18 protein-coding genes are annotated in these 20,053 nt (G+C 65.0%); 10 read left to right on the forward strand and 8 right to left on the reverse strand.

The annotated features are described in order from the left end of the window. The first annotated feature begins 197 nt into the window (after positions 1–197). The 3 genes from ilvD (at position 198) to gloA (ending at position 3,356) form a co-directional block, all read left to right on the forward strand. Complete coding sequence (gene ilvD / locus SA190iCDA_RS02035; RefSeq protein WP_070884745.1) at positions 198–2,036, forward strand: dihydroxy-acid dehydratase; 1,839 nt, start codon at positions 198–200, stop codon at positions 2,034–2,036. A 149-nt stretch (positions 2,037–2,185) separates the two neighbouring features. Then, positions 2,186–2,644 (forward strand): metallophosphoesterase family protein, encoded by a 459-nt coding sequence (locus SA190iCDA_RS02040; protein ID WP_070884746.1) that lies wholly within the window; start codon positions 2,186–2,188, stop codon positions 2,642–2,644. Between the two features lie 184 nt (positions 2,645–2,828). Continuing rightward, complete coding sequence (gloA, locus tag SA190iCDA_RS02045) at positions 2,829–3,356, forward strand: lactoylglutathione lyase (protein WP_070884747.1); 528 nt, start codon at positions 2,829–2,831, stop codon at positions 3,354–3,356. A 34-nt stretch (positions 3,357–3,390) separates the two neighbouring features. On the opposite strand, the gene SA190iCDA_RS02050 is transcribed toward gloA, so the two are convergent. The 3 genes from SA190iCDA_RS02050 to SA190iCDA_RS02060 form a co-directional block, all read right to left on the reverse strand. Continuing rightward, on the reverse strand, positions 3,391–3,891 hold the full coding sequence (locus SA190iCDA_RS02050) for a DUF3060 domain-containing protein (RefSeq protein WP_070884748.1): 501 nt from the start codon (positions 3,889–3,891) through the stop codon (positions 3,391–3,393). 94 nt (positions 3,892–3,985) lie between these two features. After that, positions 3,986–4,879: a LysR family transcriptional regulator gene (locus SA190iCDA_RS02055; protein WP_070884749.1), complete on the reverse strand. Its 894-nt coding sequence runs from the start codon at positions 4,877–4,879 to the stop codon at positions 3,986–3,988. Position 4,880: 1 nt separating this feature from the next. Further along, complete coding sequence (locus SA190iCDA_RS02060) at positions 4,881–5,549, reverse strand: DUF3592 domain-containing protein (RefSeq protein ID WP_070884750.1); 669 nt, start codon at positions 5,547–5,549, stop codon at positions 4,881–4,883. A 273-nt stretch (positions 5,550–5,822) separates the two neighbouring features. Here SA190iCDA_RS02060 and trpB point away from each other — a divergent pair, with 273 nt between their 5' ends. Both trpB and trpA read left to right on the forward strand, forming a co-directional pair. Beyond that, positions 5,823–7,034, forward strand: coding sequence for a tryptophan synthase subunit beta (gene trpB, locus SA190iCDA_RS02065; RefSeq protein ID WP_070884751.1), 1,212 nt, complete (start codon positions 5,823–5,825; stop codon positions 7,032–7,034). After that, a complete protein-coding gene (gene trpA / locus SA190iCDA_RS02070) occupies positions 7,031–7,852 on the forward strand; it encodes a tryptophan synthase subunit alpha (RefSeq protein WP_070884752.1) in 822 nt (273 codons plus the stop codon). Before trpB ends, trpA begins: the two co-directional genes overlap by 4 nt. Positions 7,853–7,975: 123 nt before the next feature. On the opposite strand, the gene SA190iCDA_RS02075 is transcribed toward trpA, so the two are convergent. Beyond that, a complete protein-coding gene (locus tag SA190iCDA_RS02075) occupies positions 7,976–8,926 on the reverse strand; it encodes a 2-hydroxyacid dehydrogenase (protein ID WP_070884753.1) in 951 nt (316 codons plus the stop codon). A 276-nt stretch (positions 8,927–9,202) separates the two neighbouring features. On the opposite strand from SA190iCDA_RS02075, the gene SA190iCDA_RS02080 reads away from it, so the two are divergent. Next, positions 9,203–10,504, forward strand: a complete 1,302-nt coding sequence (locus tag SA190iCDA_RS02080) for an Nramp family divalent metal transporter (RefSeq protein WP_070884754.1) — start codon at positions 9,203–9,205, stop codon at positions 10,502–10,504. Positions 10,505–10,620: 116 nt separating this feature from the next. On the opposite strand, the gene SA190iCDA_RS02085 is transcribed toward SA190iCDA_RS02080, so the two are convergent. Further along, a complete protein-coding gene (locus SA190iCDA_RS02085; protein WP_070884755.1) occupies positions 10,621–11,232 on the reverse strand; it encodes an NAD(P)-dependent oxidoreductase in 612 nt (203 codons plus the stop codon). A 150-nt stretch (positions 11,233–11,382) separates the two neighbouring features. On the opposite strand from SA190iCDA_RS02085, the gene SA190iCDA_RS02090 reads away from it, so the two are divergent. Further along, positions 11,383–12,285 carry a LysR family transcriptional regulator gene (locus SA190iCDA_RS02090; protein WP_070884756.1) on the forward strand — a complete coding sequence of 301 codons (903 nt, stop codon included), beginning with the start codon at positions 11,383–11,385 and terminating at the stop codon, positions 12,283–12,285. Between the two features lie 3 nt (positions 12,286–12,288). Here the strand turns inward: SA190iCDA_RS02090 and pbpG are convergent, their stop codons facing one another. From pbpG to SA190iCDA_RS02105, 3 genes are all read right to left on the reverse strand, one after another. Beyond that, the gene (pbpG, locus tag SA190iCDA_RS02095; protein WP_070885250.1) at positions 12,289–13,194 is read right to left on the reverse strand and encodes a D-alanyl-D-alanine endopeptidase; all 906 of its coding nucleotides are present in this window, start codon (positions 13,192–13,194) and stop codon (positions 12,289–12,291) included. Positions 13,195–13,503: 309 nt separating this feature from the next. Continuing rightward, positions 13,504–14,367, reverse strand: a complete 864-nt coding sequence (locus SA190iCDA_RS02100; RefSeq protein WP_070884757.1) for a carboxylate/amino acid/amine transporter — start codon at positions 14,365–14,367, stop codon at positions 13,504–13,506. A 164-nt stretch (positions 14,368–14,531) separates the two neighbouring features. Beyond that, a complete protein-coding gene (locus SA190iCDA_RS02105) occupies positions 14,532–15,485 on the reverse strand; it encodes a choline sulfate utilization transcriptional regulator (RefSeq protein WP_070884758.1) in 954 nt (317 codons plus the stop codon). A gap of 110 nt (positions 15,486–15,595) precedes the next feature. Here SA190iCDA_RS02105 and betC point away from each other — a divergent pair, with 110 nt between their 5' ends. The 3 genes from betC (at position 15,596) to SA190iCDA_RS02120 (ending at position 20,050) form a co-directional block, all read left to right on the forward strand. Further along, positions 15,596–17,104 (forward strand): choline-sulfatase, encoded by a 1,509-nt coding sequence (betC, locus tag SA190iCDA_RS02110; protein ID WP_070884759.1) that lies wholly within the window; start codon positions 15,596–15,598, stop codon positions 17,102–17,104. A 90-nt stretch (positions 17,105–17,194) separates the two neighbouring features. Next, on the forward strand, positions 17,195–18,124 hold the full coding sequence (gene choX, locus SA190iCDA_RS02115) for a choline ABC transporter substrate-binding protein (protein WP_070884760.1): 930 nt from the start codon (positions 17,195–17,197) through the stop codon (positions 18,122–18,124). Between the two features lie 360 nt (positions 18,125–18,484). After that, a complete protein-coding gene (locus SA190iCDA_RS02120; RefSeq protein ID WP_070884761.1) occupies positions 18,485–20,050 on the forward strand; it encodes a SulP family inorganic anion transporter in 1,566 nt (521 codons plus the stop codon). The last annotated feature ends 3 nt before the right edge of the window (positions 20,051–20,053 follow it).

The raw sequence follows: 20,053 nt of genomic DNA on the forward strand, positions 1-20,053 counted from the left end.
CCGCCAGCCTTTCCTCCCCCGCTCGGTGCGGCGTAGAATCAGGGCATTTCCCGCCAGCCACCCTTCGGCGGGCCTGTGAGCCCGGGCAGGCAGACGGAGATCCCGTCGTGCGCCATGCCACCTTGCTTCGCGGTCATCTGCCGCTGATCCGCTCACCCCTCTATCAACGCCTACCTGATTAGCCGCAGGAATCCGTCATGCCTGATTACCGCTCGAAGACCTCCACCCACGGCCGCAACATGGCCGGCGCCCGTGCCCTGTGGCGCGCCACCGGGATGAAGGACGAAGACTTCAAGAAACCGATCATCGCCATCGCCAACTCCTTCACCCAGTTCGTGCCCGGCCACGTGCACCTCAAGGACCTGGGTCAGCTGGTCGCCCGCGAGATCGAGAAGGCCGGCGGCGTGGCCAAGGAATTCAACACCATCGCCGTGGATGACGGCATCGCCATGGGCCACGACGGCATGCTCTATTCGCTGCCGAGCCGCGAGATCATCGCCGACTCCGTGGAGTACATGGTCAACGCCCACTGCGCCGACGCCATCGTGTGCATCTCCAACTGCGACAAGATCACCCCCGGCATGCTCATGGCCGCCCTGCGCCTGAACATCCCGGTGATCTTCGTATCCGGCGGGCCGATGGAAGCCGGCAAGACCAAGCTGGCCAGCCACGGCCTGGACCTGGTCGACGCCATGGTGATCGCCGCCGACTCGACCGCCTCGGACGAGAAAGTCGCCGAATACGAGCGCAGCGCCTGCCCGACCTGCGGCAGCTGCTCCGGCATGTTCACCGCCAACTCGATGAACTGCCTGACCGAAGCCCTGGGCCTGGCCCTGCCGGGCAACGGCTCGACCCTGGCCACCCACAGCGACCGCGAGCAGCTGTTCCTCAAGGCCGGGCGCACCATCGTCGAGCTGTGCAAGCGCTACTACGGCGAAGGCGACGACTCGGTGCTGCCGCGCAGCATCGCCAACTTCAAGGCGTTCGAGAACGCCATGATGCTGGACATCGCCATGGGCGGCTCGACCAACACCATCCTGCACCTGCTGGCGGCCGCCCAGGAAGCCGAGGTGGACTTCGACCTGCGCGACATCGATCGCCTGTCGCGCCTGGTGCCGCAGCTGTGCAAGGTGGCGCCGAACATCCAGAAGTACCACATGGAAGACGTGCACCGCGCCGGCGGCATCTTCTCCATCCTCGGCTCCCTGGCCCGCGGCGGCCTGCTGCACACCGACCTGCCGACCGTGCACAGCCGCAGCATGGCCGAAGCCATCGCCAAGTGGGACATCACCCAGACCGATGACGAAGCCGTGCACCACTTCTTCAAGGCCGGGCCGGCGGGCATCCCCACCCAGACCGCGTTCAGCCAGTCGACCCGTTGGGAAACCCTGGACGACGACCGCGAGAATGGCTGCATCCGCAGCTTCGAACATGCCTACTCGAAAGAAGGCGGCCTGGCCGTCCTGTACGGCAATATCGCCCTGGACGGCTGCGTGGTGAAAACCGCTGGCGTGGACGAGTCGATCCACGTGTTCGAAGGTAACGCGAAGATCTTCGAAAGCCAGGACAGCGCGGTGCGTGGCATCCTCAATGACGAGGTGAAGGCAGGCGACATCGTCATCATCCGCTACGAAGGCCCGAAAGGCGGCCCGGGCATGCAGGAGATGCTCTACCCGACCTCGTACCTGAAATCCAAGGGCCTGGGCAAAGCCTGCGCCCTGCTCACCGACGGCCGCTTCTCCGGCGGTACCTCGGGCCTGTCCATCGGCCACGCCTCGCCGGAAGCGGCGGCCGGCGGCGCCATCGGTCTGGTGCAGGACGGCGACAAGGTGCTGATCGACATTCCCAACCGCTCGATCAACCTGTTGGTCAGCGACGAGGAAATCGCCCACCGCCGCCACGAGCAGGACAAGAAGGGCTGGAAACCGGTGGAACAACGCCCCCGCAAGGTGACCACCGCCCTGAAGGCCTACGCCCTGCTCGCCACCAGCGCCGACAAGGGCGCGGTGCGCAACAAGGCGCTGCTGGACGGTTGATCCCGTCACGCTGTAACGGAAACCCGGCCTTGTGCCGGGTTTTCTGTTTTTGGGAACGCCCCGGGTGTCGCTTCGCTCGACCCGGGCTACGGTTTTACGGAACGCATCGCGGGCGAGCCTGCTCCTAGAAAGACCATGCAGGAGAACCCATGAAGATTGGCCTGATCGCCGACACCCACGGCCTGTTGCGGCCCCAGGCGCTAGCGGCGCTGCAGGGTGTCGATCATCTGATCCACGCCGGCGATATCGGCGGGCCACAGATCCTCGCCGAGCTCGAACGCATCGCGCCGCTGTCGGTGGTGCGCGGCAACAACGATGGCGACGCCTGGGCCAATAGCATCCCGGAGCACCTGACGCTGCGCTTCGGCGCGATCCGCCTGTACGTGCTGCATGACCTCAAAGGGCTGGATATCGACCCCAGGGCCGAAGGTATCGATGTGGTGATCGCCGGACACTCGCACAAGCCGCTGCATGAAGAGCGCGATGGCGTGCTGTACCTCAACCCCGGCAGCGCCGGCCCGCGACGCTTCAAGCTGCCGATAGGGGTGGCCATTGTGCATATCGATGGCGACAGGGTGCGGGCTGAGATGATCACGTTGAAAGTCTGAATGGCTACAAGGAGCCAGACGTGGGAGCGAGCCAGGCCCGCGATTTTTTTCGCGGGCATGGCCCGCTCCCACACTGAGTCGCGGACCATCTGCTTGAGCCACCGACCTTGAAAAACCCTCCCCACGAGGCCATCTACTGGCCCAATGACTGTTCGAATCGTCCACTCACCTGATGGAGACGCCCATGACCCTCGATGAACTCAACACCCTGCCCGGCGTGACCGGCAAGCCTGACCTCGCCACGGCGGACTTCGTCTACAACCACACCATGATCCGCGTGAAGGATCTCGAGAAGTCCCTGGACTTCTACACCCGCGTGCTGGGCTTCACCCTGCTGGAGAAGAAGGATTTCCCGGATGCCGAATTCAGCCTGTACTTCCTGGCGCTGATCGCCGACAAGTCGCAGATCCCGGCTGACCCGGACGCGCGTCACCAGTGGCGCAAATCCATCCCTGGCGTGCTGGAGTTGACCTACAACTACGGCACCGAGAAGGATCCGCAGTTTTCCTACCACAGTGGCAACAGCGACCCGCGCGGCTTCGGTCATCTGTGCGTGGCGGTGCCGGACATCAAGGCCGCCTGCCAGCGCTTCGAAGACCTCGGCGTGGACTTCCAGAAGCGCCTGACCGACGGGCGCATGCGCAACATCGCCTTTATCAAGGATCCGGACGGCTATTGGGTGGAAATCATCCAGTTCACCGACGTGGATTGATGAACGCGGCGCCCCAGCCCCGGGGCGCCCGTTTCTATTGGCGCTCGACCTTGTTGTCGATGCCGCTCATCTGCACCTCCGGCTCCTCGCCGCGCCAGCGCACCTGCTGGTTGGTGCCGCCAACCTCCAGCTTCACCGGCCCCTCGAACTGCAGGTCCAGCTCCTGATCGGCGCCCGCAATCTCGACCAGCGCCGCTTGATCGCTGCCCGCAACAGTCGTACGCACCTGGTTTTCGGTGGTGTCGACACTCAGTGCATTGACGCGCTCGGCGACCACCTCGTGTTCGGCACCCGAAACGCTCAGCGACCTGGCCGTGTCCAGCGTCACCTTGTGCTGGGAACCGTAGACCATCACGGCGCCACAATCACCCTTGAGATGAATCACGTTGGCGTTGCCGGAAATGTTCACGTCCTGACCCTTGCACGATACGTCGCGTGACAGGCCAATCCCCTCGATATTCAGCGGCTCGGCTTGGGCCAGGCTCGCCAGCGCTATAGCGGCCAGCAGAGCACCCGCCTTTTGCATCCTGTTCATCGGCAAATCCCTCTCTCAGTGACGGCCCAGGGCAGATCGCGGGGCCGATGCTATGACCGACGCCCACCCGCGATGGTTCTCGCCGGCCGCCGACTCAGTGGACGATTTGCAACTCGCTTCGCAACCAGGCGGCGAGCCGCTCGGCACGCCCGCCGCTGCGCCGCTGCGGCACCCACAGAGCCAGGCGTGCTTCGGTCTCGACGAAGCCCCAGGGCGCGACCAGCCGCCCCGCCTTCAGGTCATCGGCCACCAGCTGCAGCGGCGCGATGGCCACGCCAAGGCCGGCCACCGCCGCTTCGAGCAGGTAGTAGAGGTGCTCGAAGCCCTGGCCCAGACCCATGGCGGACGGATCGAGGCCCATCGCGGCCAGCCATTGTGGCCAGGCCTGGGGCCGTGAAGTGGTGTGCAACAGCGCTTCGTGCAGCAAGGCGGCCGGCGCGGCGGCGCCCAGCTCGGCAAAACGTGGATGCTGCGGGCTGATGACTGGGCCGATGGATTCGCGCGCCAGTTCGAAGACCTGCATATCAGCCGGCCAGGGCGGCTCGGCATACAGCAGGGTGGCGTCTACCTGGGGGCTGCGCGGGTCCAGCTCGCCCTGGCTGGTGGACAGCTGCAGGCGCAGATCCGGCAAGGCCCCGTTGAGCCGATCCAGGCGCGGAATGAACCAGCGCGCCAGCAGGCTGCCCGGGCAGCCGAGCACGAACGGCGTATCGACCTCGCGCTGGCGCAGCTCGCCGCACACCTGGCGCAGCCGGGCGAAGGTTTCACCACTCACGTCTCGCAGGCGCATACCGGCGTCGGTCAGCTTCAGGCCACGCCCGTCCTTGGCGAACAGCGCCACGCCCAGTTGCTCTTCGAGGGTGCGGATCTGCCGGCTCACCGCGCCATGGGTGACGTGCAACTCGACGGCCGCACGGCTGACGCTGCCCAATCTTGCGGCCGCCTCGAAGGCATGCAGGGCGTTGAGCGATGGCAGCTCCTGGGCCATCTCAGTCCGCCAGCTCGGGCAGGAAGCGGGTGTCCATGCTGTAGCGCTTGGGGTTGTTCGGATCGATCATCACCGTGACCAGCGACTCGCTGATATAGGGGCCCGGATCGAACCACAGGTTGGCGCTGCGAAACACGTGCAGCTTGTTGGTCTGCGGGTTCAACCACTGGGCGACGATGCGGTAGGGGTTGCGGCCATTGATGCTCAGCGAGCCATTGAGCTCGACATCCACCAGCTCGGCCTGCACCGCTGTGCCGGTAACCAGCAGCTCGGCGGCGCGCCGCTTGGCGAGCAGCGGCGGCAGCACGAACAGCAGGCCGATCGCCAGAAATACCGCGCCGATGCCACCGACGATCAGGCTACCTATCCAGTTCTGCTCGAAACTGTCGAGGTGGGCGCGCTCAAGGTCCTGCGGGTCGTAATACACCGCCACGCGCTCACCGATATCGAAGGACGGCGGCGTGCTGCAGGTGCTGCTGTGATGCTCGCCCAGGGTGCCATCGAGCGTGGTGAACGACACCGTCGGGCAGCCATCCTCGATATCCACGACGGAGCCCTCGGTGCGCGTCATCTGCGCCTCGCCACTGATACGCGAGACCTGAATGCCAATGGCAAGCGCCAGCAGCAATGCGCCGATCCCCGGAAATATCCATAACCAACCTGTCTTCATGACCTTTCTTACCTGTGCATAAAATTCATAGCTGAGCGATTATTGACCAACCCGCCAAGGTCGCCAATAGCTAGGCCTTGAAGCTTTCATAGTTGCGATGTTGCGCACACTTGAAGCGCTAGATAGCAGCTCTTATATGTGAATTTTAGTCACCCATTCGTTAAAACTAATCGCTTTTCCGACTGGTGCTGCGGCGTTAGTCTGGCCACCATCGACGCCAACGCCATCTGGCTGGCGGGCCGACCAAGGCCCCTGAGTTCACAGGAGAACCCCATGACTTCATTACGCAACGGCCCAGACGCCACCGGCCTGTTCGGTAGCTTCGGCGGGCAGTACGTCGCCGAGACGCTGATGCCGCTGATCCACGACCTGGCCGCCGAGTACGAAAAGGCCAAGGAAGATCCCGCGTTCGCCAAGGAACTGGCCTACTTCCAGCGCGACTACGTCGGCCGCCCCAGCCCGCTGTATTTCGCCGAGCGCCTGACCGAGCACTGCGGCGGCGCGAAGATCTACCTCAAGCGCGAGGAGCTCAATCACACCGGCGCGCACAAGATCAACAACTGCATCGGCCAGATCCTGCTGGCCAAGCGCATGGGCAAGCAGCGCATCATCGCCGAGACCGGCGCCGGCATGCACGGCGTGGCCACCGCCACCGTGGCGGCGCGTTTCGGCCTGCAGTGCGTGATCTACATGGGCACTACCGACATCGACCGCCAGCAGGCCAACGTCTTTCGCATGAAGCTGCTCGGCGCCGAGGTGATTCCGGTCACCGCCGGCACCGGCACCCTGAAGGACGCCATGAACGAAGCCCTGCGCGACTGGGTGACCAACGTCGACAGCACCTTCTACATCATCGGCACCGTGGCCGGCCCGCACCCCTATCCGGCGATGGTGCGCGACTTCCAGGCCGTTATCGGCAAGGAAACCCGCGACCAGTTGCAGGAGCAGGAAGGTCGCCTGCCGGATTCGCTGGTCGCCTGCATCGGCGGCGGCTCCAACGCCATGGGCCTGTTCCACCCGTTCCTCGATGACCGGTCGGTACAGATCATCGGCGTCGAAGCGGCCGGCCATGGCGTGGAAACCGGCAAGCATGCCGCCAGCCTGAACGGTGGCGTGCCGGGCGTGCTGCACGGCAACCGCACCTTCCTGCTGCAGGACGACGATGGCCAGATCATCGACGCCCACTCGATTTCCGCCGGCCTCGATTACCCGGGCATCGGCCCGGAACACGCCTGGTTGTTCGACATCGGCCGCGTCGAGTACACCTCGATCACCGACCAGGAGGCGCTCGCGGCCTTCCACCTGTGCTGCCGCCTGGAAGGCATCATTCCGGCGCTGGAGTCGTCCCACGCCCTGGCTGAAGTCTTCAAGCGCGCACCGACCCTGCCCAGGGATCACCTGATGGTGGTCAACCTCTCGGGCCGCGGCGACAAGGACATGCAGACCGTCATGCACTACTTCGACGAACAGGAAGAACATATATGAGCTCGGTAAACTCCCGCCTGCAGACGCGCTTCGCCGAGCTGAAGGAACAGAATCGCGCCGCCCTGGTGACCTTCGTCACCGCTGGCGACCCGAACTACGACGCCTCGCTGAAGATCCTCAAGGGCCTGCCGCAGGCCGGCGCCGACGTGATCGAACTGGGCATGCCGTTCACCGACCCGATGGCCGATGGCCCGGCGATCCAGCTGGCCAACATCCGCGCCCTGGCCGGCAAGCAGAACCTGGCCAGGACGCTGCAGATGGTCCGTGAATTCCGCCAGGACGACAGCACCACCCCGCTGGTGCTGATGGGCTACTTCAACCCGATCCACAAGTACGGCGTCGAGCGTTTCATCGCCGATGCCCAGGAGGCCGGCGTCGACGGCCTGATCGTGGTCGACCTGCCGCCGGAGCATAACCGCGACCTGTGCGACCCTGCCCAGGCTGCCGGTATCGACTTCATTCGCCTGACCACCCCGACCACCGACGACAAGCGCCTGCCGACCGTACTCGCCGGCAGCTCGGGCTTCGTCTACTACGTGTCGGTGGCCGGCGTTACCGGAGCGGGTTCGGCGAACGTGGAACACGTGCAGGAGGCGGTCACCCGCCTGCGCCGCCACACCGACCTGCCGATCAGCATCGGCTTCGGCATCCGCACCCCGGACCATGCGGCAACCATCGCCCGCCTGGCCGATGGCGTGGTGGTGGGTTCGGCACTGATCGACCATATCGCCAAGGCCGAGAACGACGGGCAGGCCATCGATGGCGTGCTCGCGCTGTGCAGCCAGCTGGCCGAAGGCGTGCGCAGCGCCCGTCGCTAAGCCATCGCACAAAAAACCGCTGCTCCGTTTGCGGGGCAGCGGTTTTTATTGCCGGTCACGAGGGTCTGTTGCCGTTTCACGCACGGGCCCGGCCCTGCGGTCGCGTTGAAACGGCAACGGACCCTAAACCGGCGTCACCGCCTTGCCCTGCCTGAAGAAGCCGTCGAGGTTGGTGCAGAACAGGTCGGCCATGGCCTGACGGGTCTCGTGGGTGCCGCTGCCGATGTGCGGGGTGAGCACCACGTTATCCAGTGTCAGCAACGCGGCCGGCACCTGGGGCTCGTCGGCGAACACGTCGAGGGCGGCGCCGGCGATGGTGCCACTCTGCAGCGCCGTGACCAGGGCCTGCTCATCCACCACCGAGCCGCGGGCGATATTCACCAGGTAGCCTTTCGGGCCGAGGGCGCGCAGTTGCTCGGCGCCAATCAGCTTGTCCGTCGCGCTGCCACCGGGCACCACCAGCACGGCGTAGTCGGCCGCTTCGAGCAGGCCTTCCAGGGTTTCGTGATAGGTGTAGGCGACATCGTCCCGGCGCCGGCGGTTGTGGTAGATGACGGTCATGCCAAATGCCTCGACGCGCTTGGCGATGGCCCGGCCGATATTGCCCATGCCGACGATGCCGCACACCTTGCCGCCGATGCTGCTGGCCAGTGGGAAGCGCGCGTTCTGCCACTCGCCCGCCCGTACGAAGCGATCCGCCTCGCTGATCCGGCGGCCCAGGTCGAGCAGAATCGCCACGGCGGTATCGGCGACGCAGTTATCCAGTACGCTTGGTGTATTGGTCACGGTAATGCCACGTTTCTTCGCGGTATCGACGGCGATGGCGTCATAGCCCACGCCGAAGCTGATGATCGCCTTAAGGTTCGGCAAAGCCTCGATCAGCTCGGCCCTGGCGCCGAATACGCCGCTGGTGGCGATGGCGTCGATGCTGTCGCCATGGTCGCGCAACCAGCCGGGCTGGTCATCGATTTCCCAGAAACGATGTACGCGGTAGGTCTGTTCGATGCGTTCCACAAGCGCTGGCGACAAGGGGCCGATCATCAGCAATTGGGCAATGGGGGCGGGTGATGTCATGGGCTCTCCTGAACAATGCAAGATTGGCGTGCTGCACACGACAGCGGAGTAGCAGGAAACTAACACGAAGACATCGTACATCCGCAACATCTGGAAATACCGATGGCGTCGGCAGCGGGTTCTTGAAACCCTTACGCAACCAGGCTAATCGGGCCTAATGGCCGCTTATCGGCTAGCCCCTGAAAAATTCTCATTGCCACTTTGCAACAAGTCAATTTGTATGATGTCGTATCACAACGTGCTACTCCCAACAAAAACAACACAGAGGCTATTCCCATGGCTGGTACCGACGTTGCCGATAAAGGCGTGTCTGCAAGCTCGTCAGGCAACCCCCTAAGCAAAATGGCCAAGCTTCTCGGCCCCGGCATCATCGCGGTGCTGTCCTGGCTGGGTGCAGGCGACCTGATCACCTCGTCCGTCGCCGGTGCCAACTACGGCTACGCGATGATGTGGGTGCTGGCGGTCTCGCTGCTGCTGCGCTTCCTGATCGTCAACATCATCGCCCGCTTCCAGTTGTGCAATAACCAGGGTATGTCGATCCTTGGCGGTTATGCGCAACTGCACCCCAGCTTCGCCTGGTTCCTGTTCGGTTATGCGCTGTTCATGGGCCACCTGATGAACGCCTACATGGTCAAGGGCGCTGGCGAGGCATTGTCCACGCTGCTGCACCTGAACCAGCCGCTGCTGTGCTCCTTTGCGGTGGTGCTCGGTGTCTGGCTGCTGGTCGGTCGCAGCATCTACAGCCTCATCGAAGGCGTGATGAAGGTGTTGCTGGCGATCATGACCCTGGCGTTCCTGTCCCTGGCGGTGATGTCCGGGCCGGATCTGGGCGGCATCGTCTCCGGTACCTTCGGCTTCAGCATCCCCAAGGACGAAGGCGTGCATGGCGCCCTGCTGGTCGCCGTGTCGGTCATCGGCGCCGTCGCCGGCTCGATCGCCAACTTCGTGCACCCCTACGTGATGAAGCAGAAAGGCTGGACCGGCCCGGAGCACAAGCGTATCCAGCGCAACGACCTGCTGTTCGCGGTGTTCGTCGGTATCGTCATCAACCTGGCGATCTGGGTAGTGGGTGCGGAAATCCTGCGACCCAATGGCCTGAAGGTGGAAACCCTCAATGACCTGGGCGCCGCCCTACAGATGTTCTTCGGCCCAGGCGGCTGGTACATCTTCTTCATCGGCGTGTTCGCCACCCTGTTCGCCAGCGTGGTGGGCAAGACCACCGCCTTCCCCATGCTGATCACCGATGCCCTCCACCACATCCAGCCCAAGCGCCGCCAGCAACATGGCGAAGCGCTGCAGAAGGACCCGCTGCACAAATGGTTCCTGCTGTTCGTGCTGGTCACCCCGCTGATCTGGTCGCTGCCGGGCATGCCGGACTTCGTGACCCTGACCATCGCGGTCAACGCGCTGAACATCGTCGGCCTGCCGATCATTTCCCTCGGCCTGCTGATCATGTCCAACCAGAAGAAACTGCTCGGCCAGTACTGCAACAACTGGTTCGAGAACCTGGCACTGGGTGCCGCGACCATCCTGGCGGTCTGGGTCGCCATCCAGCTCGGCATGCAAATGCTGGCCTAAGGTCAACAAACCCTTGCATTGAGTGGCTCGAGGCCCTGCACGCGGCCAGGCCGCTCCCCCGCATTGCCGAGCGGGGGTAGCGCTTGAGCCGCGTCTTTTTTGCGTTGGCTAGGCCGTCAGTAACCCACGGTGAAACGCTGACGCGAATGCTGGGGCTGCTCCAGCTCGTCGACCAGGGCGATGGCGTAGTCTTCCATGGAGATCGCGCTGTTGCCGTCGGCATCCATCAGCAGGTTGTCCTTACCAACACGGAATGTGCCGGTGCGCTGGCCCGGCTCGAACAATGCCGAGGGCGACAGGAAGGTCCAGTCCAGCGCCTGCTCGCCCCGCAACACGTTGAGGAAATCACGCCCCGCCCCGGCCTCATCCTTGTAGGCCGCCGGAAACGCCGGCGTGTCGATCAGCGCGACGCCCGGCGCCACCTCCAGGCTGCCGGCCCCACCGACCACCAGCAGACGCGGCACGCCCGCCGCCTTCACCGCGCCGATCAGGCGGGCGGCATCGCTGCCGACGAAACGCGTGGTGCTGATCACCGCATCATGGCCCTGCAGCAGCGGCACCAGACGGTCACCGTCGGCCACATCCGCGCGGGCCAGGGTCAGCCCGTCCTGGGCCGGCACAGCGCTCACATCGCGGGCTATCCCCGTGACCTGATGGCCACGCTGCAGCAGTTCATCACGCAGACGCGCACCCACACGCCCGCTGATACCAAGAATGACGACTTTCATGTCAGGCTCCACTGTAACAGGCAAGAAACCACCGGCCGCCGCAGCCATCACCGCTGAGGTCGCCGATGGACGAGTGATGAGCTTAACCGCGTGTAACGCCTCAAAAAGCCGCATAATCACCGCAACACAGTTGCATGAATCGAGCGAATCATGGACAGACTCACGGCAACCCGCGTTTTCGTCGAAGTGGTGGATCGTGGTAGCCAGACCGCGGCCGCCGAGCATCTGGATCTGTCCCGGGCCATGGTCTCGCGCTACCTGGCCGAGCTGGAGGGCTGGGTCGGCGCACGGCTGTTGCACCGCACCACGCGCAAGCTGAGCCTCACCCAGGTGGGCAATGAACTGCTGCCGCATTGCCGGGAGATGCTGCACACCGCCGAGATGATGCAGGCCACGGGCCTGAAGGCCACCGACGGGCCGAGCGGCAACCTGCGCATCACCACCAGCCAGTCCTTTGCGCAAACCTGGCTAAGCCCGGTGCTGGTGGAATACCTGGCGCGCTACCCGAAAACCTCGGTGGATGTGCTGGTGGGCAGCCACGCCGTGAACCTGGTCGAGGAGCGTATCGACCTGGCGCTGCGCATCACCAATCAGCTCGAGCCCAATCAGGTGGCCCGTCACCTGGGCGATTGCCATTCGGTGGTGTGCGCCGCGCCCGCCTACCTGGCCCGCGCCGGCACCCCGAGCCAACCCGAGGGGCTGAGCGCGCACAACTGCCTGACCTACAGCTATTTCGGCCGCAGCCTGTGGCAGTTCACGGGCCCTCAGGGGCCGGTGCAGGTGCCGGTGGATGGCAACCTGAGCAGCAACGACACCGCCGTGTTGCTGGAAGCGGCGGTGGCCGGTGGCGGCATCTGCATGCAGCCGCTCTACGCGGCCGCGCCGTTGCTGGAGGAGGGTCGCCTGGTGCGCCTGTTGCCGGCCTGGCAGCCGCAGTCCCTGGGCATCCACGCCATCTACGCCTCACGCCGACAGATGCTGCCGGCGCTGCGCACCCTGCTCGACTTCATCGCCGAACGCCTGGCGGCCGATCCACGTTGGCAAACGCGTTAGCGCTCACTGTGCCGCCTGCAACTGGCGCTGCGAGGCGCGCTGCTGCTTGTAGGCCAGGGCGGCGGGCGCCACCGGGGTGACCTTGCCGGTTTCCACCCATTTGCGCAGGCGGCTGGCGTCGGCCATGTGGGTGTACTTGCCGAAGGCGTCGAGCACCACGAAGGCCACCGGCTTGCCGGCCATGGTGGTGCGCATCACCAGGCAGTGGCCGGCGCTGTTGGTGAAACCGGTCTTGGTCAGCTGGACGTCCCAACCGGGCTTGCGGGTCAGCGCATTGGTATTGCGGAAACCCAGGGTGTAGTTGGGTTTGCGGAAGGCCACGGTCTTCTCGCCGGTGGCGCTCAGTTCACCGATCAGCGGGTAGCTGCGGGTCGCCTTGAGCAGCTTCACCAGGTCGTTGGCGGTGGAGACGTTGTGTTCCGACAGGCCGGTCGGCTCCACGTAGCGAGTCTGGGTCATGCCCAGGGCGCGGGCCTTGGCGTTCATGGCCGCAACGAAGGCGGTGACGCCACCCGGATAGTGATGGGCCAGACTGGAGGCGGCGCGGTTTTCGGACGACATCAGGGTCAGCAGGAGCATTTCCCGGCGGCTGATCTCGCTGCCGACACGCACGCGGGAATACACGCCGCGCATGTCGTGCACGTCACGGATGATCACCGGCAACTGTTCGTTGAGCGGCAGCTTGGCGTCCAGGGCGACCATGGCGGTCATCAGCTTGGTGACCGAGGCGATTGGCACCACCATGTTGGGGTTGCTGGAATACAGCACCTTGTCGGTGTTCAGATCGACCAGCAGGGCGCTGCCAGAGGCCAGCTCCTGCTTGGCGGGAGCGGCGGCTTCGGAGGCCAGGGGCGCGGCGAGAAACAGGCAGGCCAGGGCGAGGCTGGCGAAGGGGCGACGAATATTCACGATGGCATTCACTGGGCAAGAGATGGCTGAAAAGGCGCTCCATGCCGGTGAAAGAAATTCATCCGTGGCCACTTGGGCCTATATAGAAGTACCTGCGCTCGGTGATGCTTCGTTAAAAATCGCCTCGGACTGCTCATTTACAAGGCGTAAACTCCGCGTCCTCAACGATTTTTGCCTCGCCTGACCTTTGCTCGGAAACTTTTATAAAAGCCCCAGGAAAATAGGGTTCTAAAACAGCTAATTGCGTTTGCAATTGAAGGTGCGATGTTAGCACCCGTCAAGGCAGGTTCCTATTCTCCGATAAATGGATCAGGCCGCTGCCAGGCGCCGCCGGCCGAGGCGGTTGAGCCACAGCGAGGCGAGGATGATAGCGCCACCCAGGGCCAGGCGTGGCAGGTCGGCGTCGCGGTTCCAGATCAGCAGGTTCACCACCAGGCCCGCCGGCACGTGCAGCTCGTTCATCACCGCCAGGGTGCCGGCATCCACCTTGACGCTGCCCTTGACCCACCAGAACAGCCCCAGCGCCGTGGCGAACAGGCCCATCCACAGCAGGATGCCCCACTGCAGCGCGGTACTCGGCAGCTTGTCCGGGTTGCCGAACAGCAGGAACGAGGGCACCACCAGCACCAGCGCACCGAGGAAGAAATGTCCGAAGAAACGGTGCAGCGGCTGCTCGGTCGGGTGGCGCATCAGCAGCTGGCGGCATAGTACCTGGCCTGCCGCGAAGGTCAGGTTGGCCAGCTGCAGCAACAGGAAGCCGACCAGGTACTCGCCTTCCAGGCGCTCGAAGCGGATCACCACGCCGCCGCCCACCGCCACCAGCGCGGCGACCAATGCCCAGGGGCTGAAGCGCCGCGCCAGGGCATCGTCGAGCAGGGTCACGTAGATCGGAGTGAGCACGGTGAACAGCAGCACCTCGGGCACCGTCAGCACCTGGAAGCTGCGGTACAGGCACAGGTAGGTGACCCCGAACTGCAGCGCCCCGGCCAGCCAGAAACCGGCCAGCAAACGCCGCGGCAGGCCGCGCCACAGGGTGAAGGGCAGGAACACCAGCGCCGCGACGGCCACCCGCGCCAGCACGGCGAAGTCGCTGTCCACCCGGCCCGCCAGGTATTCGCCGATCAGGCTGAAGGAAAACGCCCAGAGGACGGTGACGGCGAGCAGGTAAGGCATGGCATGGGCTCTCGAAAAATCAGCCGCGGATCATACCCTGCCTACCGCCCGAAGGTGAGCGGCCCACCTGCCGGCACCGACAGAACCAGCGGCTGCGCGGTGCTCGACCAGAGGGCGCGGTGCTCGATCAGGTAGTAGCCGATGACTGCGGGTGCCGGGTTCGCTCACAGGGCAAGCCCCTTGGGGTCGATGCCGCCCGGCCAATCGGGCCGGGGTTCGCGCTGCAGCTCGTCCTGCAGCCAGGCGACGAAATGCTCCACCAGGCGAATGCGCCGCTTGCGCGCGGGCAACACCACGTAATAGCCGAAGCGCGAGGTGGCCGAGCGCGCGTCGACCCGCACCAGCAGACCCTGCTCGATCAGCTCGTCGACCAGATGCCGCCAGCCGATGGCCACGCCGCGCCCGGCGATGGCGGCCTGGATCAGCAGCGTGTAGTTGTCGAAACGCAGGCTGCCGGGGCTGGGCAGTTCGGCGATGCCCAGGGCGCGGAACAGGCCGTTCCAGTCGAACCAGCGCGAGCGGCTTTCCGGGCGCAGGTGCAGCAAGGGCAGCTGCGCCAGCAGCTCGCCGGGTGGGGTGTCGACGCGGTTGAGCAGCAGCGGGCTGCACACGGCGAACACCTCCTCGCTGAACAGCAGGTGCTGCTCGCCGTGTTTGAAACGCCCGTCACCGAAGGAGATGACCACGTCGATTTCCGCCGGCAGGCTGGCCAGGTCGCGCTCGCTGGTGATCAGGCTCACGTCGACGTCCGGGTACCGCTGGTGAAACCGCTGCAGGCGCGGCATCAGCCAGTAGGCGGCAAAGGCGAAGTCGGTCGCCACCTGCAACACCTCATGCTGCTGGCGGCCGGCGACCGTCGCCAGGCCGGCGTCCATGGCCGCCAGGCCTTCCTGCACGGGCACCAGCAACGCCTCGCCGGCATCGGTCAGCACGATACCGCGGTACACGCGGTCGAACAGGCGGGTTGCCAACTGTGCTTCCAGCCGCTTGATCTGCTGGCTGACCGCCGGCTGGGTGCTGCCAAGTTCCGCCGCCGCAGCGGTAAAGCTCAGATGGCGCGCCGCCGACTCGAACACCCGCAACGTATCGAGGGAGATGGCAGCGAGCGCATCAAACATAAGCGTTGCTTATCCGAGCCATGTGCTGCATACGGGTTTACCCCTGTTCATCGAGCCTTGATCATCGGATGATCAATTTCGCATAAAACAACGATATGGAATACGCCGCCATGAAACGCCCCAACATCCTTTTCATCATGGCCGACCAGATGGCCGCACCGCTGCTGCCGCTGCATGACGCGAGCTCGCCGATCAAGGTGCCGAACCTGCAGCGCCTGGCCGCCGAGGGCGTGCTGTTCGACTCTGCCTACTGCAACAGCCCGCTCTGTGCGCCGTCGCGCTTCACCCTGGTCAGCGGCCAGCTGCCCAGCCAGATCGGCGCCTACGACAACGCCGCCGACTTCCCTGCCGACGTGCCCACCTACGCCCACTACCTGCGCCGCCTCGGCTATCGCACCGCGCTGTCCGGCAAGATGCACTTCTGCGGCCCGGATCAGCTGCACGGCTACGAGGAACGCCTGACCAGCGACATCTACCCCGCCGACTACGGCTGGGCGGTGAACTGGGACGAGCCCGACGTGCGCGCCAGCTGGTACCACAACATGTCCTCGGTGCTGCAGGCCGGCCCTTGCGTGCGCACCAACCAGCTCGACTTCGACGAGGAGGTGGTGTTCAAGGCCCAGCAATACCTCTACGACCACGTGCGGGTGACGCCGGAGCAGCCGTTCTGCCTGACCGTGTCGATGACCCACCCCCACGATCCCTACACCATTCCCGAGGAATACTGGAATCGCTACAGCGACGAGGACATCCCGCTGCCGCGCCAGGTGATCGACCAGGCCGAGCAGGACCCGCATTCCCAGCGCCTGCTCAAGGTCATCGATCTGTGGGACAAGCCGCTGCCCGAACACAAGGTCCGTGATGCGCGGCGCGCCTACTTCGGCGCCTGCAGCTACATCGACGACAACATCGGCAAGCTGCTCAAGACGCTGAAGGACTGCAAGCTGGCCGACGACACCATCATCGTGTTCTCCGGCGACCACGGCGACATGCTTGGCGAGCGCGGCCTCTGGTACAAGATGCACTGGTTCGAGATGGCCGCCCGGGTGCCGCTGCTGGTCCATGCGCCAGCGCGTTTCGCGGCGCATCGGGTCAGCCAGTCGGTGTCCACCGTCGACCTCCTGCCAACCCTGGTGGAACTGGCCGGCGGCCAGGTCGAGTCGGGCCTGGCGCTCGACGGCCGCTCGCTGCTGCCGCACCTGCAGGGCAATGGCGGCCACGATGAAGTGCTCGGCGAATACATGGCCGAAGGCACCACCAGCCCACTGATGATGATCCGCCGTGGCGAATGGAAATTCGTCTACAGCGAGGAAGACCCGCTGCTGCTGTTCAACGTGGCCGACGACCCCCAGGAGCGCGAAAACCTCGCCGCCTCAGCCGATCATCGCCAGCAGCTCGAGGCGTTTCTTGCCGAGGCCCGCGGCCGCTGGGACATGGCCGCCATCCACGGTGCCACCCTGGCCAGCCAGCGCCGGCGCCGCCTGGTCGCCGAGGCGCTGACCCAGGGCAAACTGAAGAGCTGGGATCACCAGCCGCTGGTCGATGCCAGCGAGCAATACATGCGCAACCACATCGACCTCGACGACCTGGAGCGCCGCGCCCGCTTTCCCCAACCGTGACGTCGCACACCGGGGCCAAAAAGCGGGAACCTGGCGCGCTCCCTTGCGTCGCATAGCCTGCCCAACAGAAAACCAACATAAGGAATAGGCATGAACACATTCAAGAAAGCCGTCGCGGGCAGCCTGCTCTTGGCCGCCACCCTGGCCAGCCAGGCCCACGCCGAAGACGCCAGCTGCGCCACGGTCACCCTCGGCGATCCGGGCTGGAGCGATATCGCCGTGACCAACGGCATAGCCAGCCTGGTGCTCGATGGCCTGGGCTACCAGGTGAAGACCCAGACCCTGGGTGTGCCGATCATCTTCGCCGGCCTGCAGAAGGGCCAGGTCGACGTGTTCCTCGGCAACTGGATGCCGGCGCAGCAGGCCAACTACGACAAGTTCGTCGCCACCGGCGTGGTCGACAAGGTCGCGGAAAACCTCAGCGGCACCGAATACACCCTGGCCGTGCCGACCTACGCCTATGACGCCGGCGTGAAGACCTTCGCCGATCTGGAAGAGCACGCCGACAAGTTCGGCCGCAAGATCTACGGCATCGCCTCCGGCGCGCCGGCCAACGAGTCGATCAAGGAAATCATCGCCGCCAACGAGTTCGGCTTGAAAGACTGGAAACTGGTCGAGTCCAGCGAGCAGGCCATGCTGGTGCAGGTCGGCCGGGCGGTGAAGCGCGACGAATTCGTGGCGTTCCTCGGCTGGACGCCGCACCCGATGAACGTGCAATACGACATGAAGTACCTCAAGGGCGGCGAGAAGTACTTTGGCGATAGCGGCAGCGTCAACACCCTGGCCCGCAAGGGCTATGCAGCGCAGTGCCCGAACGTCGGCAAACTGCTGAGCAACCTGAAGTTCACCCAGGACATGGAGAACGCCATCATGGACAAGGTACTGAGCAAACAGGCCAGCAACGACGGCGCCGTGAAAGACTGGATCAAGGCCAATCCCGAGGTGCTGGACGGCTGGCTCGAGGGGGTGACCACCCGCGAAGGCGGCGATGCGGTGGCGGCGGTGAAGGCCAAGTTGTAGACCTCCATGCAGCAGTGCATTGTGGGAGCGGGCGGGGACGTCTAGTTCATGCCCGTGAGATCCGCAGTTCGCGGGCATGGCCCGCTCCCACGGATATGTGCTTGCCCGCATCTTTTAGGATGGGTCGGGTCGCGTAGGTGAAACCCATCGGCCTGTAAGCCTGGCTGCAGCGATCGGATTGTGGGGTGGTCAAACACTGTGGGAGCGCGCCATGCGCGCGAAATCACGGGCATGGCCCGTTCCCACAGACACAATCGTCGCCCGCTCCATACAGGTATTACGCCCGAGCACTGCCAGGAAATAATCACCAACACCTCTGCTACCCTGCCCACCACCCAGCCCACTCAACGAAAAAGCCCCATGCGTCTACCCAGCCGATACAGCCTGTTGCCCTTCCTGCTCTGGTGGCCGACCGTCACCCGGCGCACGCTGGGCACGGATCTGCTGGTCGGGCTGAGCGGCGCCATCCTCGCCCTGCCGCAATCGATCGCCTATGCGCTGATCGCCGGGCTGCCGGCCGAGTACGGGCTGTATGCGGCCATCGTGCCGGTGATCATCGCCTGCCTGTGGGGCTCGTCGTGGCACCTGATCGGCGGGCCCACGGCGGCCATCTCCATCGTGCTGTTCACCAGCGTCAGCCCCATGGCCCGGCCGGGTAGCGACGAGTTCGTCGCCCTGGTGCTGGTGCTGACGTTTCTCGCCGGGCTGTTCCAGTGGCTGCTCGGGCTGCTGCGTTTCGGCAACCTGGTCAACTTCGTCTCGCCCTCGGTAATCCTCGGTTTCACCCTGGGCGCCGCGCTGGTGATCGCCCTTGGCCAGTTGCCCAACCTGCTGGGCCTCGATGTGGACAGCCAGCGTACCGCCGTGGCCACCCTGCTCGAACTCGGCCAGCACCTGCACCAGGCCGACTGGCACGCCGTGCTGGTGGCGGCCTTTACCCTGGCGGTCAGCCTGCTCTGCCGGCGCCTGTGGCCACGCTTGCCGGCACTGCTGATCGGCGTGGTGGCCGGCAGCCTGCTGGTCGCCGCCCTGCCCGGCTTGTTCGCCGGCATCCGCCTGGTCGATGCCTTCGAGGGCACCTTGCCGCCGTTTACCCTGTTGCACTTCGAGGTCAACAGCCTGCTCGAACTGCTGCCCGCGGCGATTGCCTGCGGCATGCTCGGTCTGGTCACCAGCCTCTCCATCGCCCGCTCCCTGGCCGCCCGCTCCCAGCAACTGCTGGACGCCAACCAGGAGGTGCGCGCCCAGGGCCTGTCCAACCTGATCGGCCCGTGGTTCTCCGGCTCGTTGTCAGCCGGCTCCTTCACCCGCTCGGCGCTCAACCTGCAGGCTGGCGCTACCTCGCCGATGGCCGGGGTGTTCTCGGCGCTGCTGGTGGCCATGTTCGCGCTGTTCTGCGCAGGGCTGATCGCCCATATCGCCCTGCCCAGCATGGGCGCGGCGATCCTGCTGATCTGCTGGGGGCTGGTGGACGTGGCTGGCGTGCGCGCGCTGCTGCGGGTCAGCCGTGCGGAGTTCGTGGTGATGCTGCTGACCCTGCTCGCCACCCTGGTGCTGGAACTGCAGACGGCGATCTACGCCGGCGTGCTGGCCTCGCTGTTCTTCTACCTCAAGCGTACCTCGCAGCCGCGCTTCAAATACACCCGCGACGGCGACGACGAACTGCTGCGCCTGGAAGGCTCGATCTTCTTTGGCGCCTGCCATTACGTGCAGCAGATCCTGCAGCTCAGCAGTGGCGATCGGGTGGTGGTCGATGCCCGGCACATCAACTTCATCGATTACGCCGGGGTGGAGATGCTTCATCTGGAGGCACGCCGCCTGCAGGCACAGAACCGTCAGCTGGTGCTGCGCCACGCCCGCCCCCATGTGGTCGAGGAAATTCAGAAGCTCGAAGGCCCTGGCTGCCCGGTGCAGTTCGAGGAATGAGCC

The organism is Pseudomonas argentinensis, assembly GCF_001839655.2.
Classification (GTDB): Bacteria; Pseudomonadota; Gammaproteobacteria; order Pseudomonadales; family Pseudomonadaceae; genus Aquipseudomonas; species Aquipseudomonas argentinensis_B.

Excerpts from the sequence above, each read along its gene's own strand:
- SA190iCDA_RS02100 (WP_070884757.1), bottom strand. The coding sequence starts at position 14,367 with ATGCCTTACCTGCTCGCCGTCACCGTCCTCTGGGCGTTTTCCTTCAGC.
- gloA (WP_070884747.1), top strand. The coding sequence starts at position 2,829 with ATGACCCTCGATGAACTCAACACCCTGCCCGGCGTGACCGGCAAGCCT.
- SA190iCDA_RS02080 (WP_070884754.1), top strand. The coding sequence starts at position 9,203 with ATGGCTGGTACCGACGTTGCCGATAAAGGCGTGTCTGCAAGCTCGTCA.
- ilvD (WP_070884745.1), top strand. The coding sequence starts at position 198 with ATGCCTGATTACCGCTCGAAGACCTCCACCCACGGCCGCAACATGGCC.
- SA190iCDA_RS02040 (WP_070884746.1), top strand. The coding sequence starts at position 2,186 with ATGAAGATTGGCCTGATCGCCGACACCCACGGCCTGTTGCGGCCCCAG.
- choX (WP_070884760.1), top strand. The coding sequence starts at position 17,195 with ATGAACACATTCAAGAAAGCCGTCGCGGGCAGCCTGCTCTTGGCCGCC.
- trpA (WP_070884752.1), top strand. The coding sequence starts at position 7,031 with ATGAGCTCGGTAAACTCCCGCCTGCAGACGCGCTTCGCCGAGCTGAAG.
- SA190iCDA_RS02105 (WP_070884758.1), bottom strand. The coding sequence starts at position 15,485 with ATGTTTGATGCGCTCGCTGCCATCTCCCTCGATACGTTGCGGGTGTTC.
- betC (WP_070884759.1), top strand. The coding sequence starts at position 15,596 with ATGAAACGCCCCAACATCCTTTTCATCATGGCCGACCAGATGGCCGCA.
- SA190iCDA_RS02090 (WP_070884756.1), top strand. The coding sequence starts at position 11,383 with ATGGACAGACTCACGGCAACCCGCGTTTTCGTCGAAGTGGTGGATCGT.
- SA190iCDA_RS02050 (WP_070884748.1), bottom strand. The coding sequence starts at position 3,891 with ATGAACAGGATGCAAAAGGCGGGTGCTCTGCTGGCCGCTATAGCGCTG.
- SA190iCDA_RS02085 (WP_070884755.1), bottom strand. The coding sequence starts at position 11,232 with ATGAAAGTCGTCATTCTTGGTATCAGCGGGCGTGTGGGTGCGCGTCTG.
- SA190iCDA_RS02055 (WP_070884749.1), bottom strand. The coding sequence starts at position 4,879 with ATGGCCCAGGAGCTGCCATCGCTCAACGCCCTGCATGCCTTCGAGGCG.
- trpB (WP_070884751.1), top strand. The coding sequence starts at position 5,823 with ATGACTTCATTACGCAACGGCCCAGACGCCACCGGCCTGTTCGGTAGC.
- SA190iCDA_RS02075 (WP_070884753.1), bottom strand. The coding sequence starts at position 8,926 with ATGACATCACCCGCCCCCATTGCCCAATTGCTGATGATCGGCCCCTTG.
- SA190iCDA_RS02060 (WP_070884750.1), bottom strand. The coding sequence starts at position 5,549 with ATGAAGACAGGTTGGTTATGGATATTTCCGGGGATCGGCGCATTGCTG.
- SA190iCDA_RS02120 (WP_070884761.1), top strand. The coding sequence starts at position 18,485 with ATGCGTCTACCCAGCCGATACAGCCTGTTGCCCTTCCTGCTCTGGTGG.